Below are 12,818 nucleotides of genomic sequence, written 5' to 3'. Positions count from 1 at the left end.
TGTCACATGTTTTCTCCGATCCTGTTCGTCCCTGTTAGGGACGGTCGTCCGGATCGCTTCCGGACGGAGATAGCAGGGTCGATTTCTTTGGTTTTATAAGCTCTGAACGCGAAACCCGACTGGATAGATGACACATAGAGGAATGCAACTAGAGTCGGTGCAGAAATTGAAGGAGGTCGGGGTCCCATGCCGCCGGAACTCGTTCTCGCCTCCGCTTCCCCTCGACGAAAACAGATGCTGAAAACTCTGGGTCTTCCTTTCTCCGTTCACCCGAGTTCAGTGACAGAGGAAGTCCCTGGAGACCCGACACCTGGGGAGCTGGTCGAGATTTTGGCCGCCAAGAAAGCATTGGCGGTGGCACATACAAAAAAACAGGCATTGGTGATCGGTTCAGATACGGTCGTGGCACTGGGGGATGAAATCCTGGGAAAACCGGCGGACGAAACGGAAGCCTGTCAAACTTTGGAACGCCTTCAGGGACAATCTCACCAGGTATACACGGGGATCGCCTTGGTGGAGGTGACCGGAGGTAAAGTCAATCGGCGTCTGATCAACCATCGCGTGACCGAAGTGATGGTCCGTAACATGAGTCGGGAAGAGATTGAATGGTATGTCTCCACAGGGGAGCCGATGGACAAGGCGGGAGCGTACGGCCTCCAAGGAACGGGCTCTCTGTGGGTCGACTGGATTGACGGCTGTTATACCAATGTGGTTGGGATGTCGCTTCCCCTTTTGTACGACATGATGAACGAGATGGGCTACCCGGTGTTGAAACCATCATTTTCTCCGGAAAATAAGGCCTAACAACCAGACCAAACACCCTGCTTCCTTATGGACCGGTTGACGGGAGGTTGTATGGGTTGCGTCAAGAGGGACAGTTGATGATCCGGGATGTGCCGGAAGAGGAACGGCCCCGGGAGAGGATGGCCCGGGAAGGACCGACCACCCTGTCCAATGCGGAGTTGATCGCTATCCTTCTTCGCACTGGTACATCCGCCGAATCTGTTGTTCAACTGGCCGGCCGGGCTTTGGCCCAGGCAGGGGGATTGAAAGGGCTTGCCGGTTCTACGATGAATGAATTGGTGAAGATTCGAGGCATTGGACCGGCCAAAGCGGTGCAGCTGCTGGCGGGGGTGGAGCTAGGACGTCGTGTGTCACGTGCTCTGCCCGCGGAACGAGCTGTGATTCGGTCCCCAGGGGATGCTGCTGACTATGTGATGGACGAGATGCGATACCTAACTCAGGAACATTTTCTGTGTCTGTTTTTAAACACGAAAAACCGGGTGCTCGATAAACAATGTATTTTTGTCGGAAGCCTCAACTCATCGGTGGTTCATCCTCGAGAGGTGTTCCGGGAAGCGATACGCCGCAGCTCCGCCGGGTTGATATGCGTACATAATCATCCCAGCGGAGATCCGACGCCAAGCCGGGAGGATATTCAGGTGACGGAACGGCTGTTCGAGGCAGGACGGATTGTCGGCATCGAACTCCTGGACCATATCATTATCGGGGACAACCGGTTTTACAGCTTGAAAGAAAAAGGGATTATTCCGCTGCAAGCCTGAATATAAAAGAAAGAACTCAAAGCAAAGGGTTGAGACAACTCATGCGATTTTGGTTTGGGAGCAAGGGAAACGACGGGGAAACAGAAACCATTTTTCAGAAATTCGGCGGTTTTACTCGGGATATGGGTATTGATCTGGGAACCGCCAACACCTTGGTATATTTGAAAGGGCACGGCATTGTGGTACGGGAGCCTTCGGTTGTTGCTCGGGAAACGGGAACAAAGGAGATCAAAGCGGTCGGCAATGAAGCGAAGCGCATGATCGGGCGGACCCCCGGCAACATTGTGGCCATCCGTCCGATGAAAGACGGGGTGATTGCTGACTACAATACCACTGCCACCATGTTGGAGTATTTTATTAAAAAAGCCCAGAATCAACGGGTTTACCTTCCTCGACGCCCCAATGTGATGGTTTGCGTTCCTTCCGGAGTGACACCGGTGGAAAAGCGGGCGGTGGAGGAAGCGACTCGTGCGGCCGGAGCCAAGGAATCCTACACGATTGAGGAGCCATTTGCCGCTGCTATCGGTGCGGGATTGCCTGTCTGGGAACCGACAGGCAACATGGTAGTGGATATCGGCGGTGGAACTACGGAGGTGGCCGTGATTTCCCTAGGCGGCATCGTGACCGCCAATTCTTTGCGCGTGGCCGGAGATGAAATGGATGATGCCATCATCCACTACATCAAACGGGTTTATAACCTGATGGTCGGAGAGCGGACCGCGGAAAATCTGAAGCTGGAGATCGGCTCCGCCCAACCATCCGATGAAGAAAAAAGCCGGGAGATCCGGGGCAGAGACCTAATCTCCGGCTTGCCCAAAACGATTGAGATCACCACCTCAGAAATTGTGAAGGCCCTTGACGACACCGTCAATTCGATTATCGATTCGGTCAAGCTCACTTTGGAGCAGACCCCTCCGGAGCTGGCCGCCGATATTATGGATCGCGGCATCGTGTTGACCGGTGGAGGGGCCCTGTTGAAAGATCTCGATCAACGGCTGTCCGAAGAGACCCAAATGCCCGTGGTGGTGGCGGATAACCCATTGGATTGCGTCGCTATCGGCACCGGTCAATCCCTTGAAAATATCCATCTGTTTAAATCCGGGGCGGGGATCACCTCCTCCCGTCGTCGTCCGTAAAGGGTGATGTCTTTTGTTCATGCGATTGTTTGCCAATCGTCGTCTGTTTGTCACCCTGTTGGCCGTGATCTTGTTGGTCGTCAGTATAGGGCTCACACGGGAGCGAGGAGGACTTACCTGGGCAGAAGCTGGTTTAAAAAATGCGGGTGCATGGTTGAGCGGTTGGCTGGCTACCCCTTCCCAGGCTGTAGCAGATTGGTTTGGCGGTGATGTGGTTGCGGGGGACGGATCGGAATCCGATCGGATCCTACAGCTGAAAGCGGAAGTGGCCCGGCTGAAACAAGAAAATGATAACCTGAAAGAAGTGGCTGGCTACGATAAAGAGGATAAGCGTAGCTACATCACAGCTAAAACCGTCGCCCGCAGCCCAGATCGCTGGAATGATCGGGTGGTGATCGATCGGGGAAAGGATGACGGGGTGAAAAAAGGAATGCCGGTCATCACCGAGGAGGGATTGATCGGCCGGGTATCGGCAGCGACCGACCACATGGCCGATGTCCAACTCATGACCGACTCGGGCAGCACCCCCGGGATTGCAGCCCAGGTTCAGGCAAAAGGGAAAAATGTGTTCGGTCTGATCGAAGGTTACGATGCGAAGAAAAAACGATTGCTGCTGAAAAAGGTTCCTGACGGGGCCGAGCTGAAAAAGGGACAACTGGTGGTCACTTCCGGACTCTCCGATCTATTTCCGGGGGATCTACTGATTGGAACCGTAGATGAAGTGACCCGAGGAGAATTTGGGGTGGACCGGATGGTCTACGTTAAACCGGCGGCCCGCTTTGAACAACTTCACTATGTGATGGTCGTCCGTGATCCGGCCAAGATTCATGTGGAAGAACACCGCAAGGAACTGAATAAACGCAAAGGGGGAGGAGATTAAGTGGTGGTTTGGATACTGACCGGCTTCCTCTCCTTCCTTTTTTTGTTGGAAGGGACGGTTTTGCAGTATGTAGCACCGCAAGCTTGGGGTTCACCTCTTGTCTGGATTCCCCAGCTGGTGACTAGCGGTGTCATTATTCTATCGTTGTACCGCGGCAGAAAATCAGGGATGATCTTTGGATTTTGCTTTGGTTTGATCCATGATGTGATCTATGCACAGGCACTAGGTGTTTACGCCTTCAGTACCGCCGCGATCGGATATGTGGCAGGGTTGATCTCGCGTCAATTCTTTTCCGGGCCTCTGGTTGCCCTGATGACAACGGGAGTTTGTCAGGCCGTCCATCTTTTGATGAGCTATGGTTGGTTCCGCTTATTTAATATGACGGAGATGCCTTGGAAAATGGCTTTATTCTACCATATTATTCCTTCGGTGCTGATCAATATGGTAGTTGCCTATCCCATCTATCGCGGTGTTCGCTGGATTCTTAAACGCTCTCACCCTCATTCCGTCCAACTGTTCGATTGACCGGCATAGTGATCGTCCGGTGTGACAGAAGCATGATAAAATACGAGCGGCGGCAACGGCTGTACGATTCATTATTTCATTCGATCGTTGCCCGCTGCATTTAACACAATGCTTCTAAGGATAGGAAGGATTTCCGTAAATGGTGCCGAAAACATAAGAGTGAGGCGGGGTGACGCAACATGGGTAAAGTGTTAAAGCCGGCGGTCAATATCAAGGGGACCAAGGACGGGCTCCTATTTCTCCTCGATGAATCCCGTCCGTTTCCCGCGGTCTTGAGCGAACTGAAATATAAGCTGGAAAATGCTTCTAATCTATGGGACGGGCCAGACACCCGCGTCTGCATTAAGTTAGGGAATCGGCAGATTACGCGGGACGAGGAAAAAGAGATGCGGGAGTTGTTTTCCACACACAAAAACCTGATCATTCACACGATCGAGGCGGATCACGGTAAACCGTATCTGGTGGATGATCAGGGAATTCAACTCCAGGCGGGCACGGTCCGTTCTGGACAAGTATTGGAACATCGGGGTGATCTGTTGCTTCTCGGCGACGTCAACCCGGGGGGCACCGTTCGTTCCACGGGGAGCATTTTTGTATTGGGTGCCTTGCGCGGACTTGCTCACGCCGGGGGGGAAGGGGATGATTCGGCTATCATCGCCGCTTCCAGCCTGTGCCCAACCCAACTCCGGATCGCCAATGTGGTCTCTCGCCCCCCGGATGAATGGGAAACATCTGAAACGTCGGGCATGAACTTCGCTTACTTGGTAAACGGTCAGATCGCCGTAGACAAGATGCACCATCTGAGCCGGATCCGTCCCGATATCGAATGGAAGGATAACCGTTTTAAACGATAGAGGGTGACAGGATATGCCGGAAGGGGGAGGAAGATGGGTGAAGCCATTGTGGTCACATCCGGAAAAGGCGGTGTGGGTAAGTCGACGACGTCGGCCAATATCGGTATTGCTCTGGCGCTGACCGGAAAAAAAGTGTGCCTGTTGGATACCGATGTCGGCCTCAGGAATCTGGATGTGTTGATGGGCCTGGAAAATCGCATCATTTATGACCTTGTGGATGTGATGGAACAAAATTGCCAAATGAATCAGGCGCTCGTCAAGGATAAACGTTGCGAAGCCCTATACCTTTTGCCTGCGGCCCAGACCAAAGATAAATCCTCCATCAATACCAAACAGATTCGTTGGCTGATCGCCGAGTTGCGGGAACAATTCGATTATGTGATGATTGATTGCCCTGCCGGGATTGAGATGGGCTTTAAAAATGCCGTTTCCGGTGCAGACCGGGCGATTGTGGTCACTACTGCAGAGAGCGCCTCGATCCGGGATGCGGATCGAGTGATCGGATTGCTGGAAAAAGAAAAGGTGCCGCAACCCAAGGTGGTGATCAACCGTTTTAAGTCGCAGATGGCGAAGGACGGAGGTATGATGGATGTGGATGAAGTCGTCTCCGTTCTGGCTGTCGACCTGTTGGGTGTCGTACCGGACCATGAGGATGTTATCCGCTCTGGACATTTGGGAGAACCCATCGTTTTACATAAAAAGACGCCGGCGGCTAAGGCATATAAGAATATCGCACAACGAATCCAGGGAGAAGCCGTCCCCCTTCTCCTCGGGGAAAAGGAGCGGGGATTTTTCAAGCGGATGAAGCGGTGGTTCGGCTTCGCATGATGAAGGATCTAAAAAGAGCCTTCTCCGGGGATGGAGGAGACTCTTTTTTACTGATCTTCAGACCAGTGGCGGCTATACGTTTTTAGGTGGCATGGGTGGGGAAAGAGTAATAAGAGGTTCTGACCCGTATACGAATTGCTGCAGAGGAGGAGCAACATGGAATATGATCAGATCTTTATCGAATTGGATACAAAGGATAAGAGTTTGTCCGAGGGGTTGGAGGCGGTGATTCGTCAGGTCCAGCAAAAAAAAGAGGCGGAGTTCGTGTTTATCCAGCAGGTGGTTCGTCACGATGATTCAAACTTTACAGTGATTGTCAACTATCGTTGAGATTGGGGCGTCCTGGAGATGGGCGCTTTTTTGCTGTCGGAATGGAGGCCATCCCGCTTGACGGTCAGGGGAGCGAAAGGATAAAATACTAACCAAAAGAAAGTTGCTTTTTTTTGTTTAGTTTAGGAGGTTTCCCATGAGCAAACAGACCGCTGGCGTTCATCATATCACAGCGATTGTTGGTCATCCGCAAGAAAATGTGGATTTTTACGCTGGAGTCCTGGGACTTCGCTTGGTGAAAAAGACAGTCAACTTTGACGATCCCGGCACCTATCATTTTTATTTCGGCAATGAGTCCGGGCAGCCGGGAACGATCATGACCTTTTTCCCATGGCCGGGAGCCCGGCAGGGCCGGGTGGGTGCCGGTCAGGTGGGAGTGACTACCTTCCTCGTACCCGAAGGGAGTCTCGGTTTCTGGAAGGAGCGATTGGACTCCTTCGGCGTATCCGTGATGGAAACGGAGCGCTTCGGTGAGAAATTTCTCCAGTTTGACGACCCCCATGGTTTGAAATTGGAGTTGGTCGCCCGTAAGGAGGGCCCGCAGAGTAAATGGTCCTTTAACGGTGTGCCTGCGGAAAAGGCGATCAAAGGTTTTGGCGGAGGGATTCTGTGCTCAGCCCATCCCGCTCGTACCATGGAGCTGATGGAATCGGTGATGGGAATGGATAAGGTGGAGGAAGATGAGTCTTTTATCCGTTTTCGGACCTCCGGCGAGCTGGGGAGTGTCATCGATGTGATGAAAAACGCTCCCGGTCCCGGACGGATGGGGGCCGGCGTCGTTCATCACATCGCCTGGAGCGCAGTGGACGGCGAGGATCAGGTGCAGTGGAAACAGTTATTGGAGCGGGAGGGCTATCATCCCACACCGGTACAGGATCGGCAGTATTTTACCTCGATCTATTTCCGGGAAGCCGGTGGTATCTTGTTTGAGATAGCGACCGACCCGCCGGGGTTTGACCTGGACGAACCATTGGAAGCTTTGGGAGAAAAGCTGAAGCTGCCCCCGTGGCTGGAACCCCATCGGGATAAAATCGAACAGGTTCTGTTGCCGATCGAGGTACGCGAACGAAAGGCGGATGGCAAATGAAGCATATATACCGCGAGGGAACCGATCTCAATCACCCCACCCTGCTGCTGCTCCACGGTACCGGTGGGAATGAAGAGGATCTGTTGCCGCTGGCTCGTATGATCTCTCCTTCTTCCTCTGTATTGAGCGTCCGGGGCAATGTTTTGGAAAACGGGATGCCCCGCTTTTTCCGCCGGTTGGCGGAAGGGGTCTTCGATGAGGAGGATTTGATTCGACGCACCGAGGAACTCTATGGGTTTTTGGACGAAGCAGCAGAAGAATACGGGTTTGACAGGAAAAACATCGTCGCCGTCGGGTATTCCAACGGGGCCAACATCGCTGCCAGTCTGCTCTTCCATTATCGCGATGCCTTGGCCGGCGCTGTCCTCCATCATCCGATGGTTCCTCGACGGGGGCTGAAGCTGCCCGATTTAAGCGAGCTTCCGGTCTGGATCGGAGCAGGCCGCCAAGACTCCATCTGTGCTCCCGAGCAGACAGGAGAGTTGCAATCCCTGTTGGAAAAAGCAGGAGCTAAGGTGGAAGTGGCCTGGCAGAATGGAGGCCATCAGTTGACCCGAACCGAAGTGGCCCAGGCGGCTGCCTGGTATGAAAATATGTTTACATGATGATATCCTCCCCCCGGCATATGCCGGGGGTTTTTTAGGTATAACCGGCTGAGACAACTCATAGGATGTACAAAAATGCGGAAGAGACCAAAGGCGGTGAAGGTTTCATGAGGGAATGGTCCCGGGGGGTAAGCAAGCGAAGGCAGGAACAGATCCACCGGATTAAACGAGGAAAGGGGGAGATGGGGAGAAAACCTCGTTACTCTGCGCGGAGGGCCGCCCCGTCCCAGGAAAGATGGGACGAGCTTCCCTGGAACCGGCCGGGAAACTGGATGGATGAACGGAAAAAGAAAAAAGAAAGCCGCCTGTTGATACAAGCTTTTTTCGCTTTTTTCCTCTTGACTGGCACCTACCTGGTGTTTCAGTCGGACTCCTCTTCAGCCAAACAAGCCCAAGCCTTTATATCCGAGGTGATGGTACGGGACTACAACTTCGCCGGTGTGGCACAGTGGTATGAAGAAAACATCGGAGGCATGCCCACGATCCTTCCGGCCTTTCAGGAAAAACCATCTGATGATCGTGACGCGACTTCCTGGATTGCACCGCTGAAAGGCGAGGTGGTACGTCCCTTTACAGCCGAGGACCGGGGGATGGTGATTCGCGCAGCGGAAAACGCTCCGGTGGTAGCGGCGGCAGAAGGTTGGGTGGTGCAGGCCGGTCGGGAGGAAGGGTTAGGGAAGGTGGTGGTCATCCGCCATGGGAATGGTTGGGAAACCTGGTACGGGTGGCTGGGGGAGATCCAAGTGAAAGAAAAGGATTGGGTGCAGCCGAAGCAGTTGTTAGGTGAGGTGGCTGGAGAGGAGGGCGACCCCCTCCTCTTTTTTGGGATGAAACAGGGAGGACAGTTTGTCGATCCGGCGGGAGTGGTGCCCGTTGAATGATTCCCTCCCCTGGCAGGGAATTCACTTTCGAATCCATGGGCTGTTTTGGATTGTGATCTTGACTTCTGTAATCACCGGATATTTTATGGAAGTGATCACTCTTTTCGTGCTGGTGCTGATTCATGAGATGGGTCATGTCACGGTGGCCAAGTCCTTGGGATGGCGGATGACAGACGTTCAATTGTTGCCCTTTGGCGGTGTGGCTCACACGGATGAGTGGGGAACCGTCCCGGCCCGGGAGGAGATCGCCGTCGCCCTAGCCGGTCCTTTTCATAATGTCATGATGATCCTGTTCGGTTATTTTTTTTATCGGATGGGATGGTGGTCTCCAGAGTGGACAAACTATTTTATCCATGGCAATGCGTTGATGGCGGGATTTAATCTCCTGCCCATTTATCCCTTAGACGGGGGACGAGTGCTGCAAGCTCTGTTCAGTTATCATCTCCCTTATCGAAGGGCGTTGGTTTGGAGTCTCAGCGGGGGCTGGGTGGGTGGTGGGCTGCTCCTTCTATACAGCTTGGGAGGGAGCAAGTGGGACCTCAATCTGGCCATGATCGCTCTGTTTTTGATATACTCCAATGTGACGGCGTTTAGACAGCGGGAGTTTCAATATATGCGCTTTTTGATCCGGCGCAGGGAATCTCCGGTTCCAGAGGATGCGCGGATCGTCGAAATTCCTGTTCAACGTGAGGAGGCGCTGACCAACGTGATGAGAAAGCTGCGGAAGGAATCTTATCACGTGCTGTTGGTTCAGGATCTCCGCGGCAGATGGCATCCGCTTCCGGAAGAGGCGGTACTCCGTCGCTTTTTCGATGAAAAAAAGCCGGACAGTCGTATGGGGGATCTGATCGCCTGACATTGACAGGGATAAATTGATATGGTATGATTAGCGTTGTGTGAATTCGCTTGCTCTCCCGGAGTAGGCAAAAACCGCTCAGGTTGGGTTTGAAGGGGGAAGGGTTCTTCCACCCACACCTGGCGAGTCTTCATGAGGAGGAGGTTCCGGGATGTACGCATTGATTGAGACTGGCGGCAAGCAGTATCGCGTCGAAGAGGGACAAGCGCTCTTCGTTGAGAAACTGGATGCTGAAGAAGGCCAGACGGTTACCTTTGACAAGGTGCTGCTCGTCGGCGGGGAAGACGGTACCACCGTCGGTACTCCCCTGGTGGAAAATGCCAAAGTAACTGGAAAAGTGGAAAGGCACGGCAAAGGGAAAAAGCTGACCGTGTTTAAATTTAAACCGAAAAAGAACTACAAGCGGAAACAGGGTCACCGCCAACCCTTCACCAAAGTGGTCATCGACAAGATCGAAGCCTGATTCACATGATCCGGATTTCATTGCACCATGATGGTGAGGGAAGACTGGAGAGGATCGTCGTGCAAGGCCATGCAGGTTATGCCGAGGCCGGTGAAGATATTGTTTGTGCGGCGGTATCCGGTATTTCCATCGGTCTGGCTAACGCATCGGAAACCCTGTTAGGTGTTACCGTGGTTCAGGATGCGGATGAGGAGGAAGGCGGTTATCTCGATTGCCGCATTCCCGAAGAGTTGGAACCGGACAAAAGAAAGCAGGTCCGCTTCCTCCTGGAAGCGATGGCCGCATCCCTCCAGTCCGTTGCGGATGAACATTCTGCTTATGTACAGATGAACCGATATTAAAAATATTCCTTTAAAGGAGGTGGATGTCATGTTGAAAATGAACCTTCAATTTTTCGCCCAGAAAAAAGGTGTCGGCTCCACCAAGAACGGTCGTGACAGCATTGCGAAACGTCTCGGCGTGAAACAAGCGGACGGCCAACTGGTAAATGCCGGCAGCATCTTGGTCCGCCAACGGGGAACCAAGATCTACCCGGGAATGGGCGTGGGCCGCGGCGGTGACGACACTCTCTTTGCCAAAGTGGACGGTGTAGTCAAATTTGAACGCATGGGTCGTGACCGCAAGCGGGTGAGCGTCTACAGTCAAGCGGATCAGCCGCAAGTGCAGGCTTAATCCCTTTTACGACTAAAACCTCGGCTTTGCGCTGGGGTTTTTTTACTGCCGCAAATCCGGTAAAATGAGGGACGCCCGGAAGATTCAATAAATGGGGGAGATGTTGTGTCAAATGGGTGGTCCTTTTGGCTGAAACGATCTTTCCCGGTCGCAGCGGGAATCCTGCTGATCGCCGTACAGCCCTGGGGTTGGAAGGTCGGGATCCCGATCGGAGTTTTGCTGTGGATGGGGATCATCCGATGGCTGAGGCGGTTATCGGAGGATTGGATCGAGCATAACCGTGTCGAAACGGCCCGTCACCAGCTGACCCAGCTGCGCAGACAACGCCATGACTGGATGAATCACATCCAAGTCTTATTGGGATACGCTTCGCTGAACAAAACGGATCGAATCACCATTTATCTTCGGCAGTTGACAGAACAGTTGGAGATGGAACGCAAGTTGGCTCAGGTGAAACATCCGCTGTTGGCCCTCTCCTTGGTTACGATTCAAAGACGGCATCCGGAATGGCGATGGACGCTGGAGTTGGATAGTGTGGATCAGCTGCCGGAGCAGAGGGCCGATCAGATCCGAAAGGTGCTGGAAGAGGTTGCTGGATGGCTGAATCCTTGGGCTTCGCAAGAGGTTCCGGATCTATACTGCCGGTTGAGCGGCCAAGAAGATGGTGTCCAGATTTTTTTCCACCCGGAGTGGGATGCGGAGACAGTCCCTGCGAGTGAATGGTGCGCGCTTCGGGAACAGATAAAGATATACGGCGGTTCGATGGACTCGACTGACCGGGATACCAACATCACGATTCAGATTTCCGGGTAAGGCAGTAGCACTACATAGACAGGCGGTGTGGGCAATGTTTGTCGATAACGTGAGCATTTTGGTCAAAGGGGGCGACGGCGGAAACGGCATTGTCGCCTTCCGCAGGGAGAAATACGAACCGAAGGGAGGCCCGGCGGGCGGGGACGGCGGACGTGGCGGAGACGTCATCTTCCGTGTGGACGAAGGCTTGCGGACGTTGATGGATTTTCGCTATCAGAAGCACTTTAAAGCAAAAAGAGGCGAAAACGGACGCTCCAAAAGCCAGCACGGCAAAAATGCGGAGCCGTTAGTGGTCCGTGTGCCGCCGGGAACGGTCGTTTATGAGAAAGAGACAAAAAATGTCATCGCTGATCTGACCCGTCACGGCCAGGAGGCGGTGATCGCCCGCGGCGGTCGCGGCGGCCGCGGTAACATCCGTTTTGCCAACCCCAAAAATCCAGCGCCGCACCTGGCTGAAAACGGAGAACCTGGAATGGAGCGTCAGGTGGAACTGGAGCTGAAGCTGTTGGCCGATGTGGGCTTAATCGGTTATCCCAGTGTCGGAAAATCCACGCTGTTGTCTGTTGTTACCGCTGCCAAGCCGAAAATCGGGGCTTACCCCTTTACGACGATCCATCCCAATCTAGGTGTCGTTGAAGTGGAGGATGGGCGCAGCTTTGTGATGGCCGATCTTCCGGGCCTGATTGAAGGAGCTCATGAAGGAGTCGGTCTGGGTTATCAGTTCCTGCGTCACGTGGAACGGACCCGGATGTTGATTCACGTGGTGGACATGGCTGCCACCGAAGGGAGAGAGCCCTATCAGGATTGGCTTCACATCAACGAAGAGCTGAAAAAGTATCGGGAAGCTCTAGCTCGCCGCCCACAGATTGTGGCTGCCAACAAAATGGATTTGCCTGGTGCGGAAGAAAACTTCAAGCAGTTTAAGGAAGCCGTAGGACAGGAAGTCTCCGTCTATCCCGTCTCGTCAGCGACACGTCAGGGATTGCGGGAATTGTTGTTTGCGGTGGCTGATCGGTTGGACGCATTGCCGACGGAATCCCCGGATGAGGAGGAAGAGGAGCGGAAGATTTATCGGAGCGAAGCACCACCCACTCCCTTCACCATTCACAGGGAGAATGAAATCTATGTGGTAGAAGGGGAACGTGTAGAGAAGCTGGTTCGTATGACCAACTTCCAGTATGATGAGTCCATTCGCCGGTTTGCCCACATCCTAAAGGAGATGGGCGTGGATGATGCACTTCGCGCCAAGGGGGCAAAAGCGGGGGATACCGTTCGCATTTTGGATATGGAATTTGATTTTCAAGACTGATATGGGTGGAAGGT

The 12,818-nt window shown here is 53.4% G+C and carries 17 protein-coding genes and 1 other annotated feature; all 17 genes read left to right on the top strand.

Going from position 1 to position 12,818, the window contains the following annotated elements; genetic code table 11:
* Window positions 1–186 precede the first annotated feature (186 nt).
* On the top strand, window positions 187–804 hold the full coding sequence (locus BLP91_RS04085; RefSeq protein WP_091566942.1) for a Maf family protein: 618 nt from the start codon (window positions 187–189) through the stop codon (window positions 802–804).
* A gap of 77 nt (window positions 805–881) precedes the next feature.
* Entirely contained in the window at window positions 882–1,565 is a 684-nt protein-coding gene (gene radC, locus BLP91_RS04080; RefSeq protein ID WP_091567078.1) for a RadC family protein, read from the top strand.
* A gap of 41 nt (window positions 1,566–1,606) precedes the next feature.
* On the top strand, window positions 1,607–2,701 hold the full coding sequence (locus tag BLP91_RS04075; protein WP_091566940.1) for a rod shape-determining protein: 1,095 nt from the start codon (window positions 1,607–1,609) through the stop codon (window positions 2,699–2,701).
* A 19-nt stretch (window positions 2,702–2,720) separates the two neighbouring features.
* Window positions 2,721–3,581, top strand: coding sequence for a rod shape-determining protein MreC (gene mreC / locus BLP91_RS04070; protein WP_245662108.1), 861 nt, complete (start codon window positions 2,721–2,723; stop codon window positions 3,579–3,581).
* Window positions 3,582–4,106 (top strand): rod shape-determining protein MreD, encoded by a 525-nt coding sequence (mreD, locus tag BLP91_RS04065; RefSeq protein WP_091566936.1) that lies wholly within the window; start codon window positions 3,582–3,584, stop codon window positions 4,104–4,106.
* Window positions 4,107–4,285: 179 nt separating this feature from the next.
* Window positions 4,286–4,960, top strand: a complete 675-nt coding sequence (locus BLP91_RS04060) for a septum site-determining protein MinC (RefSeq protein WP_091566934.1) — start codon at window positions 4,286–4,288, stop codon at window positions 4,958–4,960.
* Between the two features lie 33 nt (window positions 4,961–4,993).
* Window positions 4,994–5,788: a septum site-determining protein MinD gene (gene minD, locus BLP91_RS04055; RefSeq protein WP_091566932.1), complete on the top strand. Its 795-nt coding sequence runs from the start codon at window positions 4,994–4,996 to the stop codon at window positions 5,786–5,788.
* Window positions 5,789–5,944: 156 nt separating this feature from the next.
* Window positions 5,945–6,118, top strand: coding sequence for a hypothetical protein (locus BLP91_RS16590; RefSeq protein WP_176757804.1), 174 nt, complete (start codon window positions 5,945–5,947; stop codon window positions 6,116–6,118).
* Between the two features lie 136 nt (window positions 6,119–6,254).
* On the top strand, window positions 6,255–7,205 hold the full coding sequence (locus tag BLP91_RS04050) for a ring-cleaving dioxygenase (RefSeq protein ID WP_091566931.1): 951 nt from the start codon (window positions 6,255–6,257) through the stop codon (window positions 7,203–7,205).
* Window positions 7,202–7,810: an alpha/beta hydrolase gene (locus BLP91_RS04045; protein ID WP_091566930.1), complete on the top strand. Its 609-nt coding sequence runs from the start codon at window positions 7,202–7,204 to the stop codon at window positions 7,808–7,810. The genes BLP91_RS04050 and BLP91_RS04045 overlap by 4 nt, the downstream gene beginning before the upstream one ends.
* Before the next feature lie 107 nt (window positions 7,811–7,917).
* Window positions 7,918–8,691, top strand: coding sequence for a M23 family metallopeptidase (locus tag BLP91_RS04040; RefSeq protein ID WP_176757803.1), 774 nt, complete (start codon window positions 7,918–7,920; stop codon window positions 8,689–8,691).
* Complete coding sequence (locus BLP91_RS04035) at window positions 8,684–9,547, top strand: M50 family metallopeptidase (protein ID WP_091566926.1); 864 nt, start codon at window positions 8,684–8,686, stop codon at window positions 9,545–9,547. The genes BLP91_RS04040 and BLP91_RS04035 overlap by 8 nt, the downstream gene beginning before the upstream one ends.
* Window positions 9,548–9,609: 62 nt before the next feature.
* Window positions 9,610–9,687: a sequence feature (ribosomal protein L21 leader region), on the top strand.
* Between the two features lie 11 nt (window positions 9,688–9,698).
* Entirely contained in the window at window positions 9,699–10,010 is a 312-nt protein-coding gene (gene rplU / locus BLP91_RS04030; RefSeq protein WP_091566924.1) for a 50S ribosomal protein L21, read from the top strand.
* A 5-nt stretch (window positions 10,011–10,015) separates the two neighbouring features.
* Window positions 10,016–10,351 (top strand): ribosomal-processing cysteine protease Prp, encoded by a 336-nt coding sequence (locus tag BLP91_RS04025; protein WP_091566922.1) that lies wholly within the window; start codon window positions 10,016–10,018, stop codon window positions 10,349–10,351.
* Between the two features lie 28 nt (window positions 10,352–10,379).
* Entirely contained in the window at window positions 10,380–10,682 is a 303-nt protein-coding gene (gene rpmA / locus BLP91_RS04020; RefSeq protein ID WP_091566920.1) for a 50S ribosomal protein L27, read from the top strand.
* Between the two features lie 105 nt (window positions 10,683–10,787).
* Window positions 10,788–11,495: a Spo0B domain-containing protein gene (locus tag BLP91_RS04015; protein WP_091566918.1), complete on the top strand. Its 708-nt coding sequence runs from the start codon at window positions 10,788–10,790 to the stop codon at window positions 11,493–11,495.
* A 34-nt stretch (window positions 11,496–11,529) separates the two neighbouring features.
* Window positions 11,530–12,804, top strand: a complete 1,275-nt coding sequence (obgE, locus tag BLP91_RS04010; protein ID WP_091566916.1) for a GTPase ObgE — start codon at window positions 11,530–11,532, stop codon at window positions 12,802–12,804.
* Window positions 12,805–12,818: the final 14 nt, after the last annotated feature.

The sequence above is a fragment of the Melghirimyces thermohalophilus genome (genome assembly GCF_900102685.1).
Taxonomy (GTDB): domain Bacteria; phylum Bacillota; class Bacilli; order Thermoactinomycetales; family DSM-45169; genus Melghirimyces; species Melghirimyces thermohalophilus.
The sequence above is the reverse complement of the archived record's forward strand: the minus strand, read 5'-3'. Positions and strand labels throughout refer to the sequence as shown.

Excerpts from the sequence above, each read along its gene's own strand:
- BLP91_RS04025 (WP_091566922.1), top strand. The coding sequence starts at position 10,016 with ATGATCCGGATTTCATTGCACCATGATGGTGAGGGAAGACTGGAGAGG.
- minD (WP_091566932.1), top strand. The coding sequence starts at position 4,994 with ATGGGTGAAGCCATTGTGGTCACATCCGGAAAAGGCGGTGTGGGTAAG.
- obgE (WP_091566916.1), top strand. The coding sequence starts at position 11,530 with ATGTTTGTCGATAACGTGAGCATTTTGGTCAAAGGGGGCGACGGCGGA.
- BLP91_RS04060 (WP_091566934.1), top strand. The coding sequence starts at position 4,286 with ATGGGTAAAGTGTTAAAGCCGGCGGTCAATATCAAGGGGACCAAGGAC.
- BLP91_RS04075 (WP_091566940.1), top strand. The coding sequence starts at position 1,607 with ATGCGATTTTGGTTTGGGAGCAAGGGAAACGACGGGGAAACAGAAACC.
- radC (WP_091567078.1), top strand. The coding sequence starts at position 882 with ATGATCCGGGATGTGCCGGAAGAGGAACGGCCCCGGGAGAGGATGGCC.
- BLP91_RS04040 (WP_176757803.1), top strand. The coding sequence starts at position 7,918 with ATGAGGGAATGGTCCCGGGGGGTAAGCAAGCGAAGGCAGGAACAGATC.
- BLP91_RS04085 (WP_091566942.1), top strand. The coding sequence starts at position 187 with ATGCCGCCGGAACTCGTTCTCGCCTCCGCTTCCCCTCGACGAAAACAG.
- BLP91_RS16590 (WP_176757804.1), top strand. The coding sequence starts at position 5,945 with ATGGAATATGATCAGATCTTTATCGAATTGGATACAAAGGATAAGAGT.
- BLP91_RS04050 (WP_091566931.1), top strand. The coding sequence starts at position 6,255 with ATGAGCAAACAGACCGCTGGCGTTCATCATATCACAGCGATTGTTGGT.
- mreC (WP_245662108.1), top strand. The coding sequence starts at position 2,721 with ATGCGATTGTTTGCCAATCGTCGTCTGTTTGTCACCCTGTTGGCCGTG.
- rplU (WP_091566924.1), top strand. The coding sequence starts at position 9,699 with ATGTACGCATTGATTGAGACTGGCGGCAAGCAGTATCGCGTCGAAGAG.
- BLP91_RS04045 (WP_091566930.1), top strand. The coding sequence starts at position 7,202 with ATGAAGCATATATACCGCGAGGGAACCGATCTCAATCACCCCACCCTG.
- rpmA (WP_091566920.1), top strand. The coding sequence starts at position 10,380 with ATGTTGAAAATGAACCTTCAATTTTTCGCCCAGAAAAAAGGTGTCGGC.